Consider the following 22,797-nt stretch of genomic DNA (forward strand, 5'->3'; position numbering starts at 1 on the left):
GCGCGGGTCGGAGGCTTCTTCGCGCGGACGTATCCCTCCCGAAGTGGAGGGCGCCCTGGCGCCCGTGAACGCGACCGCCCGCACGACGTTCGTCCCCGCCGCGGGCTCGAGCGAGGACTACTGCACGTCCTCGTCCACCCAGTCGAAGGTCTTCGTCACGGCCTTCTTCCAGGACCGGTACATCCGCTCGCGCTCGTCGTCGGCCATCGACGGCGACCAGCGCTTGTCCTCCGCCCAGTTCGCGGTGACGTCCTCCTCGCCCTTCCAGAACCCGACGGCGATGCCGGCGGCGTAGGCGGCGCCGAGCGCCGTCGTCTCCGCGACCTTGGGCCGCACGACGTCGACGCCGAGCTGGTCCGCCTGGAACTGCATGAGCAGCTCGTTCTGGACCATGCCGCCGTCCACCTTGAGCTCGGTGAGGTCGACACCGGAGTCCAGCTTCATCGCGTCGACGACCTCGCGGGTCTGGAAGGCCACGGCCTCCAGCGCCGCGCGCGCGATGTGGTTGCGGTTGACGTACCGCGTGAGGCCGACGAGCGCGCCTCGGGCGTCGGGCCGCCAGTAGGGCGCGAACAGCCCGGAGAAGGCGGGCACGAAGTAGGCGCCGCCGTTGTCGTCGACCTTGCGGGCCAGCCACTCGACGTCGGGGGCGTCCTCGAACATGCCGAGGTTGTCCCGCAGCCACTGGATGAGCGAGCCGGTGACGGCGATGGAGCCCTCCAGCGCGTACACCTGGGGGGCGTCACCGATCTTGTAGCAGACGGTGGTGAGCAGGCCGTTCTTGCTCGGCACCTTCTCCGTGCCGGTGTTGAGCAGCATGAAGTTGCCGGTGCCGTAGGTGTTCTTCGCGGTGCCGGTCTCGAAGCAGGCCTGGCCGAAGGTGGCGGCCTGCTGGTCGCCGAGGATGCCGGCGATGGGGACGCCGGGGACCATGCCGCGGGGGCGGCCCTGGCCGTACACCTCGGAGGACGAGCGGATCTCGGGGAGCATCGACAGGGGGATGCCCATGTCGGCGGCGATGTCCTCGCGCCAGCTGAGGGTGTCGAGGTCCATCAGCATGGTCCGGGACGCGTTGGTCACGTCGGTGACGTGCACGCCGCCGTCGGGGCCGCCCGTCATGTTCCACAGCACCCAGGTGTCGGTGTTGCCGAACAGGAGGTCGCCGCGCTCGGCCGCCTCGCGCGCGCCGTCGACGTTGTCGAGGATCCACTTCACCTTGGGGCCGGAGAAGTAGGTCGCCAGCGGCAGGCCGACGATCCCCTTGTACTTGTCGGCGCCCTCGGAGCCGCCCAGCTCGTCGACGATCGCCTGGGTGCGCGTGTCCTGCCACACGATGGCGTTGTACACCGGCTTGCCGGTGTTCTTGTCCCACACGACGGCGGTCTCGCGCTGGTTGGTGATGCCGATGGCGGCGAGGTCGGTGTGGGCGAGGTTGCCGCGGGTCAGCGCGAGCCCGACGACCTCGCGCACGTTGCTCCAGATCTGCTCGGCGTTGTGCTCGACCCATCCCGCCCTGGGGAAGATCTGGTCGTGCTCGAGCTGGCCGGTGGAGACGATCCGGCCGGAGTGGTCGAAGACGATGGCACGCGAGCTCGTCGTGCCCTGGTCGATGGCGAGGACGTAGTCAGCCATGGGGGTTGCCCTTCACGTCGGTGTGGTGGAAGTGGTGCCGGCCGGGCCGGACGGGCCCGGCCGGCGGGTTCGGTCAGGAGTACGCGGCGCCGAGCAGGCCGGCGAGCACGCCACCCACGAGGGGGCCGGCGACGGGCACCCAGGCGTACGACCAGTCGCTGGAGCCCTTGCCCCGGATCGGCAGGAAGGCGTGCGCGATGCGGGGGCCGAGGTCACGTGCCGGGTTGATGGCGTACCCGGTGGGGCCACCGAGGGAGGCGCCGATGCCGACCACGATGAGCGCGACGGCGAGCGGCCCGAGGCCGGACGGCGTCTTGCCGGAGACCACGACGAAGAAGACCAGCACGAAGGTCGCGAGGACCTCGGTGACGAAGTTCCAGCCGTAGGAGCGGATCTCGGGACCGGTGGAGAACACGGCGAGCTTGATGGGGGCGGGCGCCTCCTCGTCGAAGTGCTTCTTGTACGCGATGAACGCGAGCACGGCGCCGATGATGGCGCCGATCATCTCGGCGCCGAAGTAGATGAACATGTTGCCCACGGTGGGCTCGATCGTGGCGGTGATGGCGCCGCCCGGACCCGTGACCGAGTAGAAGGGCAGGTCGGCGGTGAACAGCCCGATCGTGACCGCGGGGTTCAGGTGCGCGCCCGACTTGTAGGCGACGAACACGCCCGCGAACACCGCGAGGCCCCACCCGAAGTTGATGAGCAGCCAGCCGCCGTCGAAGCCTTTGTTCCGGGGCAGAATCACGTTGGCGACGACGCCCGCGCCGAGCAGGATCAGCGTCGCGGTCCCGAGGATCTCGGACCAGAACGCCTGCATGATCAATGAGTCCATCGTTGGCTCACTTTCTCTTGAGGGACCACGTTGTCCTCTCCGCCTGGGGAGAGACCCGCGACGGGCTGCGCCCTGCGGGGGCCCCCGGCCGGTCGCCCGGCCGGGGAGGGGGATCAGCCCCGCAGGGGCTGCATGGCGGCGACGTCGGGCGCCCGGAGGCGGACGGCCTCTGCGCTCGCGTCGTCGGGCTGGTGCTCCGCCTCGTCCTCGGCCTGGGCGCGGGCGGTGTAGGCGTCGATCTCGGCCTGTCGTGCGGCGGCGTCCCAGCCCAGGAGGGGTGCCGCGATGTCGGCGATCTCGGGGAGCGCCGCCAGCCCGCGGTCCGCGACCTCGTACACGAGCCGCGTGCGGTGCAGCAGCAGGTCCTCGAGGTGCAGCGCGCCCTCGTGGCTGACGCCGAAGTGGATCTCGGCGCGCAGGTAGGCGGGGGCGTGCTCCAGCGGTCGCGCCAGCGACGGGTCCTGCTCGCACAGGTCGACGAGCTGGCGCAGCGACGAGCCGTACCGGTGCAGCAGGTGGTCCACCATCGGCGGCTTCCACCCGTACCGCGCCGCCCAGGTCCGCGCCAGGCGCCGGGTGGCCTGCAGGCCGACGGCGCCGAGCAGCGGGATCTGGTGCGTGATCGACGGCAGGGCCGCCGCACGCTGCCCGATGGCGAAGTCCACGGCGTCCTTCGCCATCACGCGGTACGTCGTGAGCTTGCCGCCGGCGATGACCGTGAGGCCGGGCACCGGGCTGGCGACGGTGTGCTCGCGCGACACCTTGGCCGAGCTGGTGCCCTCCTTGGTGCCGGGCTGCAGCAGCGGGCGCAGGCCGGCGTACGTGCCGATGATGTCGTCGCGGGACAGCGGGTGGGCCAGCACCGCGTTGGCGTGGTCCAGCACGTAGTCGATGTCCTGCGCCGTGGCGATGGGGTGGGTGGGGTCCTGGTCCCAGGGGGTGTCGGTGGTGCCGACCACCCAGTACCGGGACCAGGGGATCACGAACAGCACGGACTTCTCGGTCTGCAGGATGAGCCCGACGGTGCCCTTGATGCGCTCGCGGGGGACGACGATGTGCACGCCCTTGGACGCGAGCACCCGCAGGCCGCCCTCGTCGCCGGCGAGGGACTCGGTGTCCTCCGTCCACACGCCGGTGGCGTTGATGACGTGCCGCGCGCGCACCGTGATCTCCTCGCCGCTCTCGAGGTCGACGAGGACGGCGCCGTTCACGGCGCCGGTCGCGCCCTTGGTGAGCTCCACGACCTGGGTCCGCGACGCCGCGTGCGCGCCGTAGCTCACGGCCGTGCGCACCAGCGTCGCGACGAGGCGGGCGTCGTCCACCGAGGCGTCCCAGTACTGCACGGCACCGATGGCGGCGTCGTGGGCGAGGTCGGGGAACTTGCTCGACATCTGCCGGCGGCTGAGGTGGCGGTGCAGCGGCATGGCGCGCCGGCCCGGGGCGAGGGAGGCGAGGGTGTCGTAGAGCGCGATGCCGGCGCCGACGTAGGCGCGCTCCCACACGCGGTGCTCGAGCGGGTAGAGGAACGGCACGGGCTTGACGAGGTGCGGTGCGATGTCCTTCAGCAGGAGGTCGCGCTCCGTGAGCGCCTCCTTGACGAGGTGGAAGTCGAGCATCTGCAGGTAGCGCAGCCCACCGTGCACCAGCTTGCTGCTGCGGCTCGACGTCCCGGAGGCCCAGTCCTGGGCCTCGACGATCGCCGTCGACAGTCCACGGGTGGCGGCGTCGAGGGCGATGCCGGCGCCGGTGACGCCGCCGCCGATGACGAGCACGTCGAGCTCGCCGCTCGGGGACTGCGAGTCCTTCAGTGCGGCGAGGGCTTGGGTGCGCGACTCGGCCGTGAGGCGGGTGGAGGTCATCGGGGTTCCTTCCGGTCGACGACGACGCTCCCAGGTCAGCACTGCCGGCACGTCCGCGCAAGCCGTGTGCACAAACGTGCAGCGTGCCATCCTGAGGGCATGGCGACCTACCGGGAACGCGACGTGGTCATGGCCGCGACCATGTACTACCTGCAGGACATGAAGATGGAGACGATCGCGCGACACCTGCGCACGTCGCGCTCCACCGTGTCGCGGCTCATCAAGCGGGCCCGCGAGACAGGGGTGGTCGAGATCACGCTCCGACCGGGGCCCTCCCGTGCGCCCGGCCTCAGCCAGGAGATCGCGGAGCGGCACGGCATCGACGCGTACGTCGTGCCCGTCTCCGACTCGGCCGACGACGACGACCGCCTGCAGCAGGTCTCCATCACCACCGCGCGGCTGCTGGCCCGCTGGTTCGACTCCGACATGGTGCTCGGCGTGGCCTGGGGCACGACGCTCGCCGCCATCACCGAGCACCTGCCCCACAAGCCCACCCGGGGCGCCGCCATCGTCCAGCTCAACGGCGCCGCCAACACCCGGACCTCGGGGATGACCTACGCCGGGGACCTCATCGCCGGCTTCGGCACCGCCTTCGACGCGTCCGTGCACTACTTCCCCGTGCCGGCGTTCTTCGACTTCGCCGAGACCAAGGCGGCGATGTGGCGCGAGCGCTCGGTGCGCCGCGTGCTCGAGCTCCAGGGCCGCGCCGACATCGCGCTGTTCTCCGTGGGCGCCCTCACGGGCGGGGTGCCCTCGCACGTGTACTCCGCCGGCTACCTCGACCCGGACGACGTCGCCGTCCTGGACGGCGAGGGCGTCGTCGGCGACGTGTGCACCGTCTTCGTTCGCTCCGACGGCACGTACCGCGACATCCCTCTCAACGCCCGCGCCACCGGCCCCACCCCGGCGGAGCTGCGTCGCATCCCGCGGCGCCTGTGCGCCGTCGCCGGGGACAACAAGGTGGTGCCGCTGCGGGCGGCGCTCGCCGCCGGCGTGGTCACCGACCTGGTCATCGACGAGACGACGGCCGTCGCGCTCGTGGAGGAGTCGTGAACGTCCGTGCACCGGGACGCCCGCGCCGCGCGGGGGTCGCGACCGTAGAGTGACGCCGTGCCCCAGGACCACGGCGCGTCGTACGCCGTCCGCCCCGCGCTGCCGGCCGACATGCGGGCCGTGCGGCGGCTGGTGGAGCCGTACGCGGAGCAGCGCATCCTGCTCGCCAAGGAGATGGTCGGGTACTACGAGGCCGTGCAGGAGTTCCTCGTGGCCGCGGACCCGGACGGCGGCGTCGTCGGCTGCGGCGCGCTGCACGTCATGTGGGACGACCTGGCCGAGGTGCGCACGCTCGCGGCCGACCCGGCGTGGCGTGGGCGCGGGGTGGGGCACGCCATCGTCGAGGGGCTCGTCGGCCGCGCGCGGGAGATGGGGCTGCGGCGCGTCTTCTGCCTCACGTTCGAGGTGGGCTTCTTCCGGACGCACGGCTTCCGCGAGATCGACGGCACCCCCGTGACGACCGACGTCTACGCCGAGCTGCTGCGCTCGCACGACGACGGTGTGGCCGAGTTCCTCGACCTCGCGCGGGTCAAGCCCAACACCCTCGGCAACACGCGGATGCTGCTCGAGCTCTGACCCTCGGACCCGGGTCGCTCAGGCGGGCAGGTGGTACCGGCCGGCGTCGTCCTGCTCGATCAGGCCGTCCTCGACCAGCCCGGCGAGGCAGCGGTCCACCTGGGCCTGGTCGGGGCCCGAGTCGGCGAGCAGCACGCGCGGCAGCGGGTCGGTGGCGGTCCGCAGGGCGGCCATGACCCGGCCTCGCACCTGCCGGTCGGTGCCGTGCCACGCCTGGGTGCGGCGACGGTGCGCGTAGGCGTCGGGCGGGTGGCCAGCGGCACGCCACGCGCACAGGTCGGCCACCGGGCAGGCGCCGCACCGCGGCGCCCGGGCGGTGCACACGACGGCGCCCAGCTCCATCGACGCGGCGGCCCAGCGGGCGGCGGTCGCGTCGTCGTCGGGCACGACGGCGGTGGCCAGCTCCCGCTCCGCCGCGGTGGGGGAGGGCGCCCCGAGGGCGGTGCCGCCGCGGGTGCGGGCCAGCACGCGCCGCACGTTGGTGTCGACGACGACGGAGCGCCGGCCGAACGCGAACGCCCGCACGGCGGCCGCCGTGTACTCGCCGATGCCGGGCAGGGCGCGCAACGCCTCCTCGTCGTCCGGCACCGCGCCGTCGTGCCGCTCGACGATCGCGCGGGCGCAGTCCGCGAGCCGCAGCGCGCGGCGCGGGTACCCGAGCCTGTCCCAGGCGCGCAGCACGTCGGCGGTGGGGGCTGCGGCGAGGTCGGCCGGCGTCGGCCACCGCTCGAGCCACGCCCGCCACACGGGCTCGACCCGCACGACCGGTGTCTGCTGCAGCATCACCTCGCTGACGAGCACGCCCCAGGCCGTGCGGTCCGGGCGCCGCCACGGGAGGTCGCGGGCGACGTCGTCGAACCACGCGACCGTGCGGGCGACCAGTGCGTCCGTGGACGCGGGGGCCGGTGTCGTCGGGGCGGCTGCGAGCGGTGGCACGGTGGCATTCTCGCTCAGGAGCTGTCAGAACCACGCCCGGGTATGGCACGACCTGGTTCTGACAGCGCGGAGCCCGTGACAGCTGTCAGAGCCAGGTCAGGCTCCAGCGCGACGTGACTCTGACAACTCCGGGGTGGCGGCGGCGCGGCTCCGCGGACGGTGAACCCGCACGTCGTACGGTGGCGCCGCGGTGCGGTTCGAGACGGAGGAGTGGCCCGTGGTACGTGCGGACGACGGGCGTCGAGGTGCAGGCACCTCGCGCGGCGACGGCGCGCGCTCCGGCGGAGGGCGGACGGGCGGCTCCGGGTCCTCGGGGCGCTCGGGCGCCACGCCTCGCCGGTCGGGAGACACGCCTCGGGGCACGACGTCGAGCAAGCGGGCCACGTCCGGGCCGTCGCGGTCGACGACGGCGCGCGGCTCCGCGGCAGGCTCGGGCAAGGGGACCTCGAAGGCAGCCCCGAGGTCGACGTCGAAGCCGGCGCCCAAGCCGACGACGAAGCCGACGACGAAGGCGTCCCCGTCGTCGACGCGGAAGGCGGCACCGAGAGCGACGTCGAGCGGGGCACGCGGCTCGAGCGCCCGTCCGACGAAGGGCGCGGCCGCGAAAGCCACGACCGGACGGTCCGCCGGCACGCGGTCGTCGGCCGGCAGGTCGTCCACCGGCTCCTCCGGCCGCTCGTCCACCACCCGCACGTCCACCCGGTCGACGTCGCAGGCGTCGGGCGCTCGCCGCGGCGACCGCCGCGTGGTCACCGCGTCGCAGCTGGTCGCGCCAGGTGCGTCGCGGGGCGGTGCGCGTACGGCCTCGGCCCGCCGCACGCCGTCGCGCCCGTCACGGGGGGCACGGTCGGCACCGCCCCGTCGCCCCCGCCGCTCGACCGTGGTGACGCTGCTGGTGGTGGTGCTGCTCTGCGCAGCGGGCGTGGTCGGCGGCTACGGCCTCGGGCGGGCGGTCGACGGTGTGCAGGGGATGCTCGCGGGGCCGGAGAGCCTGCCGGCGGACAAGATCGCCGCGCCCGCGCCGCTCGACGCCGGAGGCCCCGCCACGACGTGCCGGCCCGAGGACGTGGAGCTGCGTCTGTCGCCCAGCGCGACGACGGTGACCGCCGGGTCGCCGATGTCGTTCATGGTGCGGGTGACGAACGTGGGCCGGGTGCCGTGCCTCCTCGACGGCTCCGCCGCCAGCCGTGCGGTGACGATCACCGACCCGACCGGCAAGGAGCGGGTCTGGTCGTCGTCGGACTGCTCGGAGGGGTCGCGGATGCTGCTGCTCGGCCCGGAGGACGTGAACGTCGGCGAGGTGCACTGGAGCTCGCGCGTGTCCGGGAAGGGCTGCAAGAACCAGCCGACCGTCGCGGCCGGGACCTACGAGGCGACGGCGTCCCTCGCGGACGTCCCCGGCGCGACGAGCGACCCGGTCGTCTTCACCGTCGCGGAGAAGGCGAAGTCCCCCGTCGCCCCGGACGAGAAGGCCACCGGGGGCGTCACCGACGGCGCGACGTCCGGCGGCGACGGGGAAGATGACGCCGCGACCGCGGGGGACGCCCAGCGCGAGTCCGAGGACGCCACCCCGGACGACACCACGAGCACGACGACCGACGACGCCGGCAGCGGGAAGAAGACCGGCGCGGAGCGCGCCGCCGACCGCAAGGCCGCCGCGGACGAGAAGGCCTCCGAGCGGGCCTGACGGGTCGCGTTCGGCTCGTTCGGCGCGGCCGGCTCAGCGGTCAGCGCCGACGTGCGGGACCGGTGCGTACCGGGGTCAGACGTAGCGTTCGAGGATGCTGGACTCGGCGAGGCGCGACAGGCCCTCGCGCACCGCCCGCGCGCGCTGCTCGCCGACGCCGTCCACGGCCATGAGGTCGTCGACGCTCGCGGCGAGGAGCTTCTGCAGCCCGCCGAAGTGGCCGACCAGGCGCTCGATGATGGCGGCGGGCAGACGCGGCACTTTGGACAGGAGCCGGTAACCGTGCGGCGCGACGGCCGCGTCGAGCGCGACGCCGCCGCCGGGCAGCTCCAGCACCCGGCCGATGTGGCCGAGGTCGAGGAGCTGTGCAGAGTCGAGGGCGGCGAGGTCGGCCTGCACACCGGCGAGGGAGCGCCCGCTGCGCTCCAGCTCGACGTAGTCGCGGACCACGAAGTCGCGGTCCGCGCCGATGCCGCCGATGAGCTCGTCGAGCTGTAGCGCGAGGAGGCGGCCGTCGGCGCCGAGCTCGACGACGTACCCGTCGATCTCCTCCGAGATGCGGCGCACCATCTCCAGGCGCTGGACGACGGAGCACACGTCGCGCACGGTGACGAGGTCCTCGATCTCCAGCGCGGACAGGGTGCCGGACACCTCGTCGAGGCGGGAGCGGTACCGCTCCAGGGTGGCGAGCGCCTGGTTGGCGCGGCCCAGGATGGTGTCCGGGTCCTCGAGGACGTGCCGGTGCGACCCGACGTAGATGGCGATGATCCGCATGGACTGGCTCACGGAGATCACCGGAAGGCCGGACTGCTTGGCGACGCGCTCCGCGGTGCGGTGGCGGGTGCCGGACTCGCTGGTCTCGATGGACGGGTCGGGCAGCAGCTGCACGGCGGCGCGCCGGATCCGGGTGGCGTCGTGGTCGAGTACGCACGCACCGTCCATCTTGGACAGCTCGCGCAGGCGCGTGGCCGAGAACTGGACGTCCAGCTCGAAGCCGCCGGAGCACATCTGCTCCACCGTCTTGTCGAGGCCGAGGACGATGAGCGCGCCGGTGCGGCCGCGCAGGATGCGCTCCAGCCCGTCGCGCAGCTCGGTGCCGGGCGCGACCGCGGCAAGCGTCTCCCGGAGCAGGGCGTCGGAGTGCACGGAAGAGGGAGCCACGGGGGAATCCTACGACGTGGGGGCGCGCTCGCCCCGGCGATCCGCTGATCGGACGCCGACCCCGGCGAGCTCGACGGCCTCGGCGAGGTGCCGGGCCTCCAGCAGCTGCATCCCGGCGGGTGCCTTGACCGCCGCGCCCGCCGGGACCACGGCCCGGACGAAGCCCAGCCGGGCCGCCTCCCCGACCCGACGGTCCAGCCCGGTGACGGGACGGATGTCGCCCGCGAGGCCCACCTCGCCCAGGGCGACGGTGCCCGTGGGCAGCGGCTCTCCGGTGCGGGCGGAGACGATGGCGAGTGCCGTGGCGAGGTCGGCGGCGGGCTCGGTGACGCGCGCGCCGCCGATCGTGGAGACGTACACGTCCTGGTCGGCGAGCCGGAGGCCGGCGTGCCGGTGCAGGACGGCGAGGATCATCGCCAGCCGGGAGGACTCGACGCCGCTCGTCGTGCGGCGGGGGTTCGCCAGCGGTGACGGGGCGACGAGCGACTGCAGCTCCAGGGCGAGCGGTCGACGGCCCTCGAGCGTCACCGTGACGCACGTTCCGGGCACGCCCGCACCGAGGTGGGAGAGGAACAGCCCGCTCGGGTCGCTGAGCCCGACGATGCCCGACTCGGACAGCTCGAAGCAGCCGACCTCGTCCGTGGGCCCGTACCGGTTCTTCACGGCACGGACCATGCGCAGCCGCGAGTGCCGGTCGCCCTCGAACTGGCACACCACGTCCACCAGGTGCTCCAGCGTGCGCGGCCCGGCGACCGTGCCGTCCTTGGTGACGTGCCCGACCAGCAGCACGGGCACCTGCCGCTCCTTGGCCACCGCGATGAGCGCCGCCGCGACCTCGCGCACCTGGCTGACGCCGCCCGGGGCGCCGTCCACCTCGGCCGAGGCGATCGTCTGCACGGAGTCCACCACCAGCAGCTCCGGCTCGTTGGCCTCGATGTGACCGAGCACGGTGCCGAGGTCGGTCTCGGCGGCCAGCAGGAGGCTCGGCGCCAGCGCACCCACGCGCTCGGCGCGCAGCCGGACCTGCCCGGCGGACTCCTCGCCCGTCACGTACAGCACGGTGCGCGCGCCGTGGCCGTCGGCGCCACGCGCGTACGTGGCTGCGACGTCGAGCAGCAGCGTCGACTTGCCGACGCCCGGCTCGCCCGCCAGCAGCACGACGGCGCCGGGCACGAGGCCGCCGCCGAGCACGCGGTCCAGCTCGTCGACCCGCGTGGGCTCGGCCCGCGCGGCGGCGACGTCGATGTCCGCGATCGACCGCGCCGGCGTCCGGCCCGGGCTCACCGCGACCGTGCGCGGACCCGTCGACGCCGGACCCTCGTCCGTGACCGTGCCCCACTCCTGGCACTCCCCGCACCGGCCCACCCACTTCGAGGTGGTCCACCCGCACTCCGTGCAGCGGTAGCCGGGGCGCGACTGCTTGGCGCGGGTGCGGGACGAGGTCGTGGTGCTCACGTCGACAGACGCTAGAGGCCGGCACCGACACACCGGTCCTCACGGCCGGGGCGCGCGGTGCGCGCGATGATGGCCCCGTGGTCCCCGTGAACCCCGACGTCTCCCGGTTCCTGCACGACGGGCGCCTGCTGGCGATGCCGCGCCGGTGGGAGCACCGCAAGGCCGTGGCGCGCTGGCTCGGGCACGCCACGCTGCCCGTCCTGCTCGAGACCGTGGGCGAGCGGGAGCTCACCGACCGGCTGGCGGCGCTCGCCGCCGACCCGGTCGGAGCACGCCGCGCGCTCGTCGACCTCGGCATCGTGCACCGCACCCGCGACGGCGCCGAGTACTGGCGCACCGAGCTCACGGAGTACGACCCGCTCGCGGAGCACGACGGCGACACCGACCCGGCCGGGACCGACCACCGGACCTTCCACCTCGACGGCGCCCGCGTGGACTCGGTCGCCGCGTTCTACGACGAGCTGGACCGCGTGCTCATGGCCGACGAGGACTGGACCCTCGGGCCGAGCCTCGACGCCCTGGCCGACCTGCTGCACGGCGGGTTCGGCGCCGCACGCGGCGCGGACCGGGTCACCGTCGTCTGGCACGACTTCGATCGCTCCCGCGAGGCGTTGGGCTTCGCCGCGACCCGCGCGTACTACCGCGAGCGGGCAGCCGACCCGCGGGCCGACACCGCGCTCTTCCGCAGCCGTCTCGACGATCTCGAGGCCGGGCGCGGCAAGACCTACGCCGAGCTGGTCCTGGAGGTCTTCGCCGACCACCCGGAGATCGAGCTCGTGCTGCGCTGACGCGGGTCGCGTCGACACGCGGCCCCGAGGGGATCGATCGGTGGCGGCGCGCCCTAGGCTGCGTCGTGCACCGACGTCGACCCCGCAGGAGGACATCGTGAGCCAGGCTCGTACGGGCGGCAAGGTTCGCCCGTCGCCGGAGGTGTTCCGCCGTCGCCGCATCGTGGTGGCGTCGGCCGCGGCCGCGCTGGTGCTGCTGGTGGTGCTGCTGACGGCGTTCGTGTGGCCCGGGTTCGCCCGGGACGAGCCGGAGCCGCAGGCCACGGTGACGGCGCCGGTCCCCACGCCGACGATCGCGCCGAGCGGCCGGCCGGAGTCGCAGACGGCGTTCGTCAAGGCGCAGCCGGACTCGGTGCTGGCGCTCGCGCTGCGCGCCGTCACGGAGGACAAGACCTGGGAGAAGGACGCGGACGCCGTCGAGGCGTGGGAGCTCGCCTACGCGGACGGCGACGGCGACGACGCGGCGACCGTGCAGGTGCACGCCGGGCAGTGGGAGGACGACGACACCGCGACGAGCGCGTACGACGCACTGGTCAAGGCGGCCGGCGACCCGACCGGCAAGGGCGACGTCACGGTCGACGGCGCGAAGGTCGGCGCCTACGTCGTGACCCCGGGCACCACGGCGGACACCGCCGTCGTCACCTGGCGCAACGGCACCGCGGTGCTGCAGGCCACAGGCCCCGCGGACCTGGTCGAGGACTTCTACTCCGCTTACCCGCTGTAGCTCGGGCCGGCCGACGGCGACGTACCGTGGTGCTCGTGAGCGAGCAGATCGACGAGCAGGCGGGCGCCCGGGTGAGCGGCGTGAAGATGGCTTTCCTCGGGACGGGCAACATGGGCGAGGCGGTGCTGGCGGGCGCGCTGTCCGCCGGGGTGGCCCCCGAGGACGTGGTGGCCACGTCCCGGCGCGCGGAACGGGGCGAGCACCTCACCGAGCGGTTCGGGGTGCGCGCGACGACGGACAACGTGGCGGCCGTGGAGGGCGCGCACGTCGTCGTCATCGGCGTGAAGCCGAAGGACGTCGGAGCGATGCTCGACCGCGTGGCCGACGCGCTGGAGCCCGGCGCCGTCGTCGTGAGCGTCGCCGCCGGGCTGCCGTTGTCGTTCTTCGAGCAGCGGCTGCCCGCCGGCACGCCCGTCGTGCGCGCCATGCCGAACACCCCCGCGCTGGTGGGTGCGGGCGTGACGGCCGTCGTCGGTGGCAGCGCCGCCCGGGAGGACGACGTCGCGCTGGTGGAGCAGGTCCTGTCCGGCTCGGGCCACGTCTTCCGCGTGGCGGAGAAGGACATCGACGCGTTCGGCGCGCTCGCCGGCTCCGGACCGGCGTACGTCTTCTACGTCGTCGACGCGATGGCGGAGGCCGGCGTTCTCCTCGGCCTCACCCGCGACGTCGCCCGCCGCCTCGCCGTCGAGACCGTGCTCGGCTCGGCAAAGCTGCTCGACGAGACGGGGGAGCACCCGGTGCTGCTGCGCGAGAAGGTCTCCTCCCCGGGCGGCACCACGGTCGCCGCCCTGCGCAAGCTGGACGACCGCGGCGTGCGGTCCGCGTTCCTCGACGCGCTCGAGGCGGCGCGCGACCGGTCGCGGGAGCTCGCCGCCGAGCACGGCTGACGGTCCGGACCATGGGCGGCGGTCGAGGATGACGGGTGGTCAGGTGGGCGAGGCGCGCCGCGGGCGCCGGCCGGCCGGTTCCGGCACCCGGGAGCCCGTCCTGGTGGCCGCGCGCGAGGAGTTCCTGGAGCGTGGCTACGAGGCCGCGTCGGTGCGCTCGGTCGCGCGCCGTGCCGGCGTCGACCCCGGCACGGTGCGGCACTGGTTCAGGGACAAGACGCACCTGTTCACCGCGTCCCTGGGCCTGGCGGACATCGACCCGGCGGCCATCGTCCGGGAGGTGGCAGACGGTGGCCCGGTCGAGACGCTGGGGGTGCGCCTGGTGCGGGCCGTCGTGGAGGTGTGGGACACCGACTACGGCGAGACGGTGCGCCTCGTGATCCCCGCCGTGATGGCCGACCCCGGTCTGCGGGCGCTGCTGCCGCAGTTCCTCGGCGCCGAGGTGCTCGGCCCGATCGTGCAGCGGCTCGACGTCGCGGACGCCCGGCTGCGCACGGGGCTGGTCGCCTCGCAGATGGCGGGCATCCTCATGACGCGCTACCTCGTGCCGATCGAACCGTTGGCGAGCCTGCCTCCGCAGCGGGTGGCGGCGCTCGCGGGCCCGACCGTGCAGCGCTACCTGACCGGCGAGCTGCTGCCCGCGGGATGACCGTTGCGCCGACGGCCGGCGAGGAGCAGAATTCTCCACATGGGGAATAAAGGGGCGGTCAGGGTGCGGGGCCTGCGGGTCGAGCGCGGTGGTCGGCCGATCATCGACGGCCTGGACGTCACCGTGCCCGCCGGTCAGGTGGTCGGGCTGCTCGGCCCGTCCGGCTCCGGCAAGACGACGCTGCTGCGCGCCGTCGTCGGCGTCCAGGCCCGGGTGACCGGCGACGTCACGGTGCTGGGCGAGCCCGCCGGGTCGCCGGCGCTGCGCCGCCGCGTCGGCTACGTGACACAGGCGGCCTCCGTGTACACCGACCTGACGGTGCTGCAGAACCTGCGGTACTTCGCGCGTCTGGCCGGCCTGCCCGCCGCCGGCGCGGAGGAGGCCGTGCGCCGCGCCGTCGCCGCCGTCGACCTGGGCGGCCACGAGAAGCAGCGCGTCGCGACGCTCTCCGGCGGCGAGCGGTCCCGCGTCTCCCTGGCCGCCGCCCTCGTCGGCGATCCCGAGCTCCTGGTGCTCGACGAACCCACCGTCGGCCTCGACCCCGTGCTGCGCCGCGACCTGTGGGCCATGTTCCGCCGGCTCGCGGGCGAGGGGCGCGCGCTGCTGGTCTCGAGCCACGTGATGGACGAGGCCACCCAGTGCGACCGGCTCCTGCTGCTGCGCGAGGGCGCCCTCGTCGCCGACCTCACGCCCGCCGAGCTGCTGGCCCGCACGGGCGCGCCCGACGCCGAGCGCGCGTTCCTCGCCCTGATCGACCAGCAGGCCACGCCGACGAGCGGGGAGACAGCCCGATGACGCTCACCCTCACCACCGCGAGCCGCGTGCTGGCCCAGCTCCGGTTCGACCGTCGGACCGTCGCCCTCATCCTCCTGCTGCCGTGCCTGCTGCTCGGCCTCATCGCGTGGATGTTCGACGGCACGCCGGTGCTCGACCAGTTCGGGCCGATGCTCGTCGGGCTGTTCCCGCTGATCGTGATGTTCCTCGTGACGAGCGTCGCCACGCTGCGCGAGCGGCAGTCCGGCACCCTGGAGCGGCTGATGACCACGCCGCTGCGCAAGGGTGACTTCGTGGCGGGCTACGCGCTCGCGTTCGCCGCCCTCGCGCTGCTCCAGTCGCTGGTGGTCGTGGGCTTCGCGCTCGCCGTCGGGATGGACGTGCTCGGCCCGCTGTGGCTGGTGGTCGCCGTGGCGATGCTCGACGCCGTCCTGGGCTGCTGCCTGGGCCTCGCCGCGTCCGCGCTCGCCCGCAGCGAGTTCCAGGCCGTCCAGATGATGCCCGCGGTGATCTTCCCCCAGCTCATCACCTGTGGCCTGCTCATGCCGCGCGACCAGATGCCCGAGGTGCTCGAGTGGCTGTCGCGCGTCTTCCCCCTCACCTACGCCGTGGACGCGATGCAGACGCTCGCGGCGGGCGGCGCGTGGGCCGACGTGCGCGGCGCGGTCGGAGCCATCGCCCTGTTCATCGTCGGCGCCGTCGGGCTGGGCGTGGCGACCCTGCGCCGCCGGACCGCCTGACCCGGGGAAGGCACGATGCCGGGCCGGGCCAGGCGGGGCGGGCCGGGTCAGCGCGAGCGGGTGGGCACGAGTCCCAGCGCGTCGGCGACGTCACCCCACCCGACGTAGGAGAACCCGGTGGCGTCCCCGCGACCGTCCTCGACGTCGGCGCCCGTCTCGGGCTCGTCGTGGGTGACGAGGAGGCCTTCGCGGTACGGGCCGACGGGACGGTCGGTCACCGCGAGCCCGTCGGAGCCGTTCACGTCGTCGACGCCGCCCACGCCCGCCACGCGGAAGGTGCCGAGCGGCGCGTTCCGGCCGGTCGTCGCGTACACGCTGTAGGTGTCGTCACCCTGGCTGGACACGATGACGTACCCCGTCCGCCCCGGCCCGTGATAGACGTCCACGCCCTCCGCGTCGGCGACGAGACGCGTGCCTCCGTACGGGTGCGCCGCGGCGTCCGCGGGGTCCACGGGCTCGCACTCCTCGCTCGCGGCGTCCCAGGCGTCCTCGACGCCGAAGTCGGTGACCTTGTCCACGAGCCGCGACTTGCCCGACCCGAGGGGGAGCGGGATCCGCCACAGGCCCACGTCCTCCTGGGCGGCGTAGAGCGTGCCGGTGCGCTGGTCGACGCCCAGGCCCTCGAGTTGCGGCCCGACACCCGGCTCCTCGCAGGGCGTCCACGTGCCGCCGCCGGGCAGGTCGAAGGTCGTGGGTAGCTCGACCTGCGCGACGTCGTCGTACCCGAGGGTCCCGTCGCCGCGCGCCGCGATCCGTGCGGTGGCGACCGCCGTCGTGCCCTCCTGCGTCACGACCGCGTACGCCTCGCCCGCGCGCGGCTGCCACACCGCCAGCCCGTACGCGGTGTGCTCGGTGTCGACGCCCGCGCGGTCCGGCTGGAACAGGAACGGCTGCCCCGCGGCCGTGATCTCCGAGAGCGGTGCCGCGGCGTCGGCCCCGGCCGGGTCGATCGCGAAGAAGCGCAGCTGGTCGTTGTAGCGGTCCGAGACCACGGCGACGTCCACGGTCCTGCCGCCCACGCGCAGCCCGTACGCGACGTCGACGTTGTTGTAGCGTCCCGGGACGCCGTCGGCGCGGGGCGCGGGCGCCGCGGCGAGCGCCTGGAGCTCGCGGCCGTCGGTGTCGTACACCCGCAGGCCGCCCTCCTTGGCGGTCGCCAGCACGAGCGACGCGCCGTCGTCGTCCGGGTGGACCCAGATCGCCGGGTCGTCGCCGGAGGCGTTGCCGCCCTCCTCGTCGTCGTACAGGACGGGGGTCTCGACGTCGGTCGTGACGGTCGCGACGCGGTCGCGGTGCGGGTGGTGGTCGCCGTGGCCCCAGGCCGACGAGGCGGGCACGACGGCGAGGGCGGGCAGCAGGAGCAGCGCCGGCAGGACGGGTCGGGGTGATCGCATGGCTCGTGACCCTGCCGTGCGGCGTTGGCCTGCCGGTGTCGCGGGGATGAACGGTCGCGGAACGCGCCGCGCCGGCCGGTCGCCGGACGGTCAGGGGCGCGCGGAGAACCGCTCCAGCAGGTCGGCGTGGCCGGAGCAGACCAGGAGGTCGTTCGCGCTCACCCGGGTCTCGGGCGTCGCGTAGATGAACTCGACCCCGGGCGACTTCACGCCGATGACGGTCACGCCGTACCGCTTGCGGATGTCCGACTGCGCGAGCGTGAAGCCCTGCATCTCCTTCGGCGGACGCATCTTGACGATGGTGAACCCGTCCTCGACCTCGATGTAGTCGAGCATCTTGCCGCTCACGAGGTGCGCGACGCGCGAGCCGGCGTCCGCCTCCGGGTAGACGACGTGGTGCGCGCCGATGCGGGTGAGGATGCGGCCGTGCTCCGCCGAGATCGCCTTGGCCCAGATCTGCGGGGTGCCGAGGTCCACGAGGTTCGCCGTGATGAGCACCGACGCCTCGAGCTCGGTGCCGACGCCCACGACGGCGACGCCGAAGTCCTTCGCGCCGAGCTGGACGAGGGCCTCCGACTCCGACGCGTCCGCCTCCACCAGGGGCAGGCGGCCCGACCACTGCGCCACGAGCTTCGGGTCCCGCTCGACGGCGAGCACGTCCTGGCCGAGGCGGTCCAGCGTCGTCGCGAGCGAGGAGCCGAAGCGGCCGAGGCCGATCACGAGCACGCCGGCGTCGCGCACGGGAGCCTTCTTGTCGGGCACGGTTCTCCTCTTTCCGGGTACGGGTCACCCGATGATCGGGCGTTCCTCGGGGAAGCGTACGATGCGGCGCCGGTCGCGCAGCGCGAGGGCGCCCATCAGCGAGACCACCCCGACCCGCCCCACGAACATCAGGCCGCTGAGCCAGTACTTGGCCGGGTCCGGCAGGTCGGGCGTGATGCCGGTGGACAGGCCGACCGTGGCGAACGCGGAGATCACCTCGTAGAGCACCTCGGACAGGCTGAACGACGTCATGCGCAGCAGCGCCAGGCACGACACGAGCACGGCGGTGGCGCCCATGAACATCACGGCGATCGCGAGGCGGATCGTGTCGCGGGGGATGCGTCGTCCGAACGCGTCGGTGTCCTTGTCGCCGCGCGCCTCGGAGAGAATGGCGAGCAGCATGACGGCGAGCGTCGTGACCTTGATGCCGCCGGCCGTCGACGCCGACCCGCCGCCGACGAACATCAGGGCGTCGGTGACGAGCCAGGTCTCCGGGTACATCTCGTGCACGTTCACGCTGCTGAAGCCCCCGGAGCGGGGCATCACCGAGGCGAAGACCGACGACAGGACGCGGGTGACGCCGTCCTGGCCACCGAAGGTCGCCGGGTTGGACCACTCCAGCAGCCCGATGACGAGCGCCCCGCCCACCAGCAGCGCCAGGCTCGTGGTGACGGTCAGCTTGGTGTGCAGCGACAGCGAGCGGATCCAGTGCTGGCGGCGCCGGCGGTGCGTCATGATGTTGAGGATCACGGGGAACCCCAGCGACCCGATGAAGACGCCGAGCGCGATGGGCAGGAGCACCAGCCAGTCGGACGCGAAGGGCATCAGCCCGTGCTCCGTGGGGACGAAGCCGGCGTTGTTGAACGAGGAGACGCCGTAGAAGACGGCGTGCCACGCCGCCTGCCCGGCGGGGTCGCCGAGGGCGAGGAACCGCGGGAAGAGCAGGATCGCGATGGCCGCCTCGATGGTGGTGGCCGTGATGATGATGGTGCGCAGCAGGGCACCCACCTCGCCGAGCCGCTCGGTCTTCGTCTCGGACGCCGTGAGCAGCTTCTGGGTGAGCCCGAGCCGGCGGGAGACGGCCAGGCCGACCAGCGACGCGAGCGTCATCACGCCGAGGCCGCCGATCTTGATCCCGAGCAGGATGACGACGTGCCCGTAGCCCGACCAGTGGCTCGCGGTGTCGACGACGACGAGGCCCGTGACGCACACGGCCGACGTCGCGGTGAAGAGGGCGTCGACGAACGCCACGCCACGGCCCGAGGCCGTCGCCCACGGGGGCAGGAGCAGCAGCGTGAAGAGGGTGATGACGGCCGCGAAGACCGTCATGGCCAGCCGTGCGGGGTACTCCCGGGCCGCCCGGTCCACCCAGCCGCGCAGCGCGAGCCCACGACCGCCCCACGTCCCCGGCACCGTGCCCCCTCTCGCCCCTCAGTCGCTGGGCACAGCCTGCCACGGCGTCGGCTACCGTGACGGGATGCGCGTCGCCCGGCTGCTGTGGAGTCCTGAGCTCCTGCGCTACGACTTCGGCCCCGGGCACCCGATGGCGCCCGCCCGGCTCGACCTGACGATGCGGCTCGTGGCCGAGCTCGGCCTCCTGGACGCGCCCACGCTCGAGGTGGCCGACGTCGAGCCGGCCCCCGACGCGGTCATCGAGTCCGTGCACGACGCCGCGTACGTCGCGGCCGTGCGGCGCGCGGCCGAGACCGGGGAGCCCGACCTCGCGCGCGGGCTCGGCACGGAGGACGACCCGGTGTTCCCGACGATGCACGAGGCGGGGGCGCGCCTCGTGGCGGCGTCGGTCGACGCGGCGGAGTCCGTGTGGTCCGGGCACGTGGTCCACGGCGTGAACATCGCGGGCGGCATGCACCACGCGCGGCGCGGGGCGGCGTCGGGCTTCTGCATCTACAACGACGCGGCGGCAGCCGTGCAGCGCCTGCTCGACGGCGGGGCGGAGCGCGTCGCGTACGTCGACCTGGACGCGCACCACGGCGACGGCGTCGAGGCGATCTTCTGGGACGACCCGCGCGTGCTCACCGTCTCCGTGCACCAGGACGGGCACACCCTGTTCCCGGGCACGGGGAACGCCGCCGACACGGGCGGCACTGCGGCGCAGGGCACCGCGGTCAACGTCGGGCTGCCGCCCCGCACGGACGGCGCGCACTGGCTGCGGGCGGTGGACGCCGTCGTGCCGGCCGTGGTGCGCGAGTTCCGGCCCCAGGTGATCGTGTCGCAGCACGGGTGCGACGCGCACGGCAACGACCCGCTCACCGACCTGAACGTGGGCGTGGCGGCCCAGCGCACCGCGGCGCGCTGGGTGCACGACCTCGCGCACGAGCTCGCCGACGGCCGGTGGGTGGCGCTCGGCGGCGGCGGGTACGCCGTGGTCGACGTCGTGCCCCTGGTGTGGGCGGGCCTCGTCGCGGAGGCCGCGCACGCGCCCCTGGCCGCGGACCTGAAGCTCCCCGAGTCCTGGCGGCGCGAGGTGGAGGAGCTGTCGGGCCTCGACCCCGCGGAGCGGCTCGCGGGCGGCGACGTCGCGTGGCGCGCCTGGCGGGACGGGTACGACCCTGCCGACGACGTCGACCGTGCGATCCTCGCCACCCGTCGGCACGTCTTCCCCACCTGGGGGCTGGACCCGTACCGGGACTGAGCGGGCACGAGCCGGGCGGCGGTCCGGCGGACGCCAGGCATCGGGTACCCTGGGGGACGGACTTTTCCGCGTTGGTCGGCTGCCCTGGACACAGGGCACCTGGGACCAACCGTGTTCCACCGACCGACAAGCATTGTGAGGACCTCATGGGCTCCGTCATCAAGAAGCGCCGCAAGCGCATGGCGAAGAAGAAGCACCGCAAGCTGCTGCGCAAGACGCGTCACCAGCGTCGCAACAAGAAGTGACCTCGTCCGCCTGACGGCGGACGCACGGGCCCGGTACCTCCGCGGAGGTACCGGGCCCGTTCTGCTTCTGGGGTGGACCGAGGTTCAGCGGCCCTGGAGGCGGCGGCGGATGCTGCGCAGCACGAGCCCGGCCACCCACGCCGCTCCGGCCCACGACGCGGTCTTCATGCTCCGCCCCGCCGCGCGCCGTCCGCGGCCCCGGAACTCGCGGATGGGCCACCCCACCTCCTTGGCGTGCCGGCGCAGGCGCACGTCCGGGTTGATGGGGCACGGGTGCCCGACGGTGCGCATCATGGGCAGGTCGTTGAGCGAGTCGCCGTAGGCGTACGACGCGGACAGGTCGATGCCCTCGCGCTCGGCGAGCTCCCGCACCGCGGCGGCCTTGGCCTCGCCGTGCATGAGGTCGCCCACGAGGCGCCCGGTGTAGAAGCCGCCCGAGTGCTCCCCGATGGTGCCGAGGCAGCCGGTGGCGCCCAGCCGGCGCGCGATGAGCCCACCGATCTCGACGGGCGTTGCGGTCACCAGCCACACCTGGTCGCCGGCGGCGAGGTGCTCGTCGAGCAGCCGCTTGGTGCCGGGGAAGATGCGCAGCTCGAGCACGGTGTCGTAGACGTCCTCGCCGACGGCGGTGATCTCCGCCACGGACCGGCCGGCGATGAGCGACAGGGCGCGGCTGCGCACCGTCTCGATCTGGGTGCGCGACTCCCCGAACAGCAGGTACTTCGCCTGGATGAGCGCGAACCGCAGCAGGTCGCGGGTCCCGAAGAACCGGCGCTGGTACAGGGCGCGGGCCAGGTGGAACGCGCTGGCGCCCCGGATGATCGTGTTGTCGACGTCGAAGAACGCTGCGGCGCGCACCGGCGGGGACGACTCGGCGGGCGACGGCATGCGGTCCACTGTATCGGCGCCGCTAGTCTTGGCAGGTGAGCATGCCGCAGGGATCCGTCGGAGAACCTCGGGTGCTGCTGTACACGAGGCAGGGCTGCCACCTGTGCGACGAGGCTCGGGCGGTGGTCACGGACGTGTGCGGTGCGGCTGGGGAGGCGTGGCGCGAGATCGACATCGACGTCGACGACGCGCCGGGCGGTGACCTGGTGGGAAGGTACGGGGACTACGTGCCCGTCGTCGAGGTGGACGGCGTGCAGCAGGGTTTCTGGCGGGTGGACGGCGCGCGGCTCGCGCGCCGGCTGGCTCGCTGAGCCCGGGGAGGACGACGGGGTGATCCAGCAGTGATCGAGCTCGGTGAGGCGACGGTGCCGGCCGCGACGGTGGCCCGGCTGCCGTACTACCTGCGCGCCCTGCGCGACCTGGCGGAGGCCGGTGTGACGACGACGTCGTCGTCCGAGCTGGCGGAGCGGTCCGGGGTGGGGTCGGCGCAGCTGCGCAAGGACCTGTCGTACCTGGGGTCGTTCGGCACGCGCGGCGTGGGCTACGACGTGCAGTCGCTCGCGCAGTACATCGCGACGGCGCTGGGCCTGGGCTCCGAGCATCGCCTGGCGATCGTCGGCATCGGCAACCTGGGGCACGCCCTGGCGAACTACTCGGGGTACGCGGCCCGCGGCTTCCAGGTGGTGGCGCTGCTCGACGCCGACCCGCAGGTGGTGGGCCGGTCGGCGGCAGGCCTCACGATCGAGCACGTCGACCGGCTCGAGGACGTGCTGGCGCGCACGGGCGTGTCGATGGTGGTGCTGGCCACCCCGGGCCCCGTGGCGCAGCCCATCGCCGAGCGCATCGTGGGCTGCGGGGTGCGGGAGATCCTGTCGTTCGCGCCCGTCGCGCTGCAGCTGCCCGACGACGTCGTCGTGCGCTCCGTGGACGTGGCCGGCGAGCTGCAGATCCTCGCGTTCCACGCCGCCGCCCGCGCCGCGACGAACGGCACCCCCGCGAGGTAGCGCGCAAGGTGCCGAGGTAGTACCGGGCCCCGCGAGGTAGTGCGAGAAAGGCCGAGGTAGTGCGGATCTTCGCGAGGTAGTGACTACCTCGCGAA

Annotated in this window: 24 protein-coding genes; 13 read left to right on the forward strand and 11 right to left on the reverse strand. The window is 73.8% G+C overall.

Going from position 1 to position 22,797, the window contains the following annotated elements:
- Window positions 1-117 precede the first annotated feature (117 nt).
- The 3 genes from glpK to ACFT55_RS09005 form a co-directional block, all read right to left on the reverse strand.
- A complete protein-coding gene (glpK, locus tag ACFT55_RS08995; RefSeq protein ID WP_380243476.1) occupies window positions 118-1,632 on the reverse strand; it encodes a glycerol kinase GlpK in 1,515 nt (504 codons plus the stop codon).
- Window positions 1,633-1,705: 73 nt separating this feature from the next.
- Complete coding sequence (locus ACFT55_RS09000) at window positions 1,706-2,467, reverse strand: MIP/aquaporin family protein (RefSeq protein ID WP_380243477.1); 762 nt, start codon at window positions 2,465-2,467, stop codon at window positions 1,706-1,708.
- A 113-nt stretch (window positions 2,468-2,580) separates the two neighbouring features.
- A complete protein-coding gene (locus ACFT55_RS09005) occupies window positions 2,581-4,326 on the reverse strand; it encodes an FAD-dependent oxidoreductase (protein ID WP_380243478.1) in 1,746 nt (581 codons plus the stop codon).
- A gap of 99 nt (window positions 4,327-4,425) precedes the next feature.
- Between ACFT55_RS09005 and ACFT55_RS09010 the strand changes: the two genes are divergently transcribed.
- Together ACFT55_RS09010 and ACFT55_RS09015 are read left to right on the forward strand one after the other, a co-directional pair.
- Complete coding sequence (locus tag ACFT55_RS09010) at window positions 4,426-5,379, forward strand: sugar-binding transcriptional regulator (protein ID WP_380243479.1); 954 nt, start codon at window positions 4,426-4,428, stop codon at window positions 5,377-5,379.
- Window positions 5,380-5,436: 57 nt separating this feature from the next.
- The gene (locus ACFT55_RS09015) at window positions 5,437-5,955 is read left to right on the forward strand and encodes an amino-acid N-acetyltransferase (RefSeq protein ID WP_380243480.1); all 519 of its coding nucleotides are present in this window, start codon (window positions 5,437-5,439) and stop codon (window positions 5,953-5,955) included.
- Window positions 5,956-5,973: 18 nt separating this feature from the next.
- Here the strand turns inward: ACFT55_RS09015 and ACFT55_RS09020 are convergent, their stop codons facing one another.
- Window positions 5,974-6,891: an A/G-specific adenine glycosylase gene (locus tag ACFT55_RS09020; protein WP_380243481.1), complete on the reverse strand. Its 918-nt coding sequence runs from the start codon at window positions 6,889-6,891 to the stop codon at window positions 5,974-5,976.
- Window positions 6,892-6,987: 96 nt separating this feature from the next.
- Entirely contained in the window at window positions 6,988-7,644 is a 657-nt protein-coding gene (locus tag ACFT55_RS09025) for a hypothetical protein (protein WP_380243482.1), read from the reverse strand.
- A 130-nt stretch (window positions 7,645-7,774) separates the two neighbouring features.
- On the opposite strand from ACFT55_RS09025, the gene ACFT55_RS09030 reads away from it, so the two are divergent.
- Entirely contained in the window at window positions 7,775-8,578 is an 804-nt protein-coding gene (locus ACFT55_RS09030) for a hypothetical protein (RefSeq protein ID WP_380243483.1), read from the forward strand.
- A gap of 75 nt (window positions 8,579-8,653) precedes the next feature.
- On the opposite strand, the gene disA is transcribed toward ACFT55_RS09030, so the two are convergent.
- Both disA and radA read right to left on the reverse strand, forming a co-directional pair.
- On the reverse strand, window positions 8,654-9,739 hold the full coding sequence (gene disA / locus ACFT55_RS09035) for a DNA integrity scanning diadenylate cyclase DisA (protein WP_079572135.1): 1,086 nt from the start codon (window positions 9,737-9,739) through the stop codon (window positions 8,654-8,656).
- A gap of 9 nt (window positions 9,740-9,748) precedes the next feature.
- Window positions 9,749-11,194: a DNA repair protein RadA gene (gene radA / locus ACFT55_RS09040; RefSeq protein ID WP_380243484.1), complete on the reverse strand. Its 1,446-nt coding sequence runs from the start codon at window positions 11,192-11,194 to the stop codon at window positions 9,749-9,751.
- 77 nt (window positions 11,195-11,271) lie between these two features.
- Between radA and ACFT55_RS09045 the strand changes: the two genes are divergently transcribed.
- The 6 genes from ACFT55_RS09045 (at window position 11,272) to ACFT55_RS09070 (ending at window position 15,756) form a co-directional block, all read left to right on the forward strand.
- The gene (locus ACFT55_RS09045; protein ID WP_380243485.1) at window positions 11,272-11,982 is read left to right on the forward strand and encodes a DUF2087 domain-containing protein; all 711 of its coding nucleotides are present in this window, start codon (window positions 11,272-11,274) and stop codon (window positions 11,980-11,982) included.
- A 97-nt stretch (window positions 11,983-12,079) separates the two neighbouring features.
- Window positions 12,080-12,706, forward strand: a complete 627-nt coding sequence (locus ACFT55_RS09050; protein WP_380243486.1) for a hypothetical protein — start codon at window positions 12,080-12,082, stop codon at window positions 12,704-12,706.
- Between the two features lie 35 nt (window positions 12,707-12,741).
- Window positions 12,742-13,593 (forward strand): pyrroline-5-carboxylate reductase, encoded by an 852-nt coding sequence (proC, locus tag ACFT55_RS09055; protein WP_380243487.1) that lies wholly within the window; start codon window positions 12,742-12,744, stop codon window positions 13,591-13,593.
- Window positions 13,594-13,621: 28 nt separating this feature from the next.
- Window positions 13,622-14,242, forward strand: coding sequence for a TetR/AcrR family transcriptional regulator (locus ACFT55_RS09060; RefSeq protein ID WP_380243488.1), 621 nt, complete (start codon window positions 13,622-13,624; stop codon window positions 14,240-14,242).
- 39 nt (window positions 14,243-14,281) lie between these two features.
- Window positions 14,282-15,037: an ABC transporter ATP-binding protein gene (locus ACFT55_RS09065; protein ID WP_380243489.1), complete on the forward strand. Its 756-nt coding sequence runs from the start codon at window positions 14,282-14,284 to the stop codon at window positions 15,035-15,037.
- Window positions 15,034-15,756 (forward strand): ABC transporter permease, encoded by a 723-nt coding sequence (locus tag ACFT55_RS09070; protein WP_380243490.1) that lies wholly within the window; start codon window positions 15,034-15,036, stop codon window positions 15,754-15,756. Before ACFT55_RS09065 ends, ACFT55_RS09070 begins: the two co-directional genes overlap by 4 nt.
- Before the next feature lie 47 nt (window positions 15,757-15,803).
- Here ACFT55_RS09070 and ACFT55_RS09075 read toward each other — a convergent pair whose 3' ends face one another.
- The 3 genes from ACFT55_RS09075 to ACFT55_RS09085 form a co-directional block, all read right to left on the reverse strand.
- Complete coding sequence (locus ACFT55_RS09075) at window positions 15,804-17,150, reverse strand: phytase (RefSeq protein WP_380243491.1); 1,347 nt, start codon at window positions 17,148-17,150, stop codon at window positions 15,804-15,806.
- Between the two features lie 90 nt (window positions 17,151-17,240).
- Window positions 17,241-17,912: a potassium channel family protein gene (locus ACFT55_RS09080; RefSeq protein WP_380243492.1), complete on the reverse strand. Its 672-nt coding sequence runs from the start codon at window positions 17,910-17,912 to the stop codon at window positions 17,241-17,243.
- Window positions 17,913-17,936: 24 nt separating this feature from the next.
- Window positions 17,937-19,325 carry a TrkH family potassium uptake protein gene (locus ACFT55_RS09085; protein WP_380243493.1) on the reverse strand — a complete coding sequence of 463 codons (1,389 nt, stop codon included), beginning with the start codon at window positions 19,323-19,325 and terminating at the stop codon, window positions 17,937-17,939.
- Between the two features lie 64 nt (window positions 19,326-19,389).
- On the opposite strand from ACFT55_RS09085, the gene ACFT55_RS09090 reads away from it, so the two are divergent.
- The gene (locus tag ACFT55_RS09090; protein ID WP_380243494.1) at window positions 19,390-20,565 is read left to right on the forward strand and encodes an acetoin utilization protein AcuC; all 1,176 of its coding nucleotides are present in this window, start codon (window positions 19,390-19,392) and stop codon (window positions 20,563-20,565) included.
- 146 nt (window positions 20,566-20,711) lie between these two features.
- The gene (locus ACFT55_RS09095; protein WP_003792170.1) at window positions 20,712-20,810 is read left to right on the forward strand and encodes a 30S ribosomal protein bS22; all 99 of its coding nucleotides are present in this window, start codon (window positions 20,712-20,714) and stop codon (window positions 20,808-20,810) included.
- A gap of 84 nt (window positions 20,811-20,894) precedes the next feature.
- Here the strand turns inward: ACFT55_RS09095 and ACFT55_RS09100 are convergent, their stop codons facing one another.
- The gene (locus tag ACFT55_RS09100) at window positions 20,895-21,698 is read right to left on the reverse strand and encodes an HAD family hydrolase (protein ID WP_380243495.1); all 804 of its coding nucleotides are present in this window, start codon (window positions 21,696-21,698) and stop codon (window positions 20,895-20,897) included.
- A 41-nt stretch (window positions 21,699-21,739) separates the two neighbouring features.
- Here ACFT55_RS09100 and ACFT55_RS09105 point away from each other — a divergent pair, with 41 nt between their 5' ends.
- Window positions 21,740-22,009, forward strand: coding sequence for a glutaredoxin family protein (locus tag ACFT55_RS09105; RefSeq protein ID WP_380243497.1), 270 nt, complete (start codon window positions 21,740-21,742; stop codon window positions 22,007-22,009).
- A gap of 30 nt (window positions 22,010-22,039) precedes the next feature.
- The gene (locus ACFT55_RS09110) at window positions 22,040-22,702 is read left to right on the forward strand and encodes a redox-sensing transcriptional repressor Rex (RefSeq protein WP_380243496.1); all 663 of its coding nucleotides are present in this window, start codon (window positions 22,040-22,042) and stop codon (window positions 22,700-22,702) included.
- The last annotated feature ends 95 nt before the right edge of the window (window positions 22,703-22,797 follow it).

The organism is Isoptericola sp. NPDC057191 (genome assembly GCF_042670225.1).
Lineage (GTDB): Bacteria > Actinomycetota > Actinomycetes > Actinomycetales > Cellulomonadaceae > Isoptericola.

Excerpts from the sequence above, each read along its gene's own strand:
- glpK (WP_380243476.1), bottom strand. The coding sequence starts at position 1,632 with ATGGCTGACTACGTCCTCGCCATCGACCAGGGCACGACGAGCTCGCGT.
- ACFT55_RS09000 (WP_380243477.1), bottom strand. The coding sequence starts at position 2,467 with ATGGACTCATTGATCATGCAGGCGTTCTGGTCCGAGATCCTCGGGACC.
- ACFT55_RS09005 (WP_380243478.1), bottom strand. The coding sequence starts at position 4,326 with ATGACCTCCACCCGCCTCACGGCCGAGTCGCGCACCCAAGCCCTCGCC.
- ACFT55_RS09010 (WP_380243479.1), top strand. The coding sequence starts at position 4,426 with ATGGCGACCTACCGGGAACGCGACGTGGTCATGGCCGCGACCATGTAC.
- ACFT55_RS09060 (WP_380243488.1), top strand. The coding sequence starts at position 13,622 with ATGACGGGTGGTCAGGTGGGCGAGGCGCGCCGCGGGCGCCGGCCGGCC.
- ACFT55_RS09065 (WP_380243489.1), top strand. The coding sequence starts at position 14,282 with ATGGGGAATAAAGGGGCGGTCAGGGTGCGGGGCCTGCGGGTCGAGCGC.
- ACFT55_RS09070 (WP_380243490.1), top strand. The coding sequence starts at position 15,034 with ATGACGCTCACCCTCACCACCGCGAGCCGCGTGCTGGCCCAGCTCCGG.
- ACFT55_RS09075 (WP_380243491.1), bottom strand. The coding sequence starts at position 17,150 with ATGCGATCACCCCGACCCGTCCTGCCGGCGCTGCTCCTGCTGCCCGCC.
- ACFT55_RS09090 (WP_380243494.1), top strand. The coding sequence starts at position 19,390 with ATGCGCGTCGCCCGGCTGCTGTGGAGTCCTGAGCTCCTGCGCTACGAC.
- ACFT55_RS09095 (WP_003792170.1), top strand. The coding sequence starts at position 20,712 with ATGGGCTCCGTCATCAAGAAGCGCCGCAAGCGCATGGCGAAGAAGAAG.
- ACFT55_RS09100 (WP_380243495.1), bottom strand. The coding sequence starts at position 21,698 with ATGCCGTCGCCCGCCGAGTCGTCCCCGCCGGTGCGCGCCGCAGCGTTC.
- ACFT55_RS09105 (WP_380243497.1), top strand. The coding sequence starts at position 21,740 with ATGCCGCAGGGATCCGTCGGAGAACCTCGGGTGCTGCTGTACACGAGG.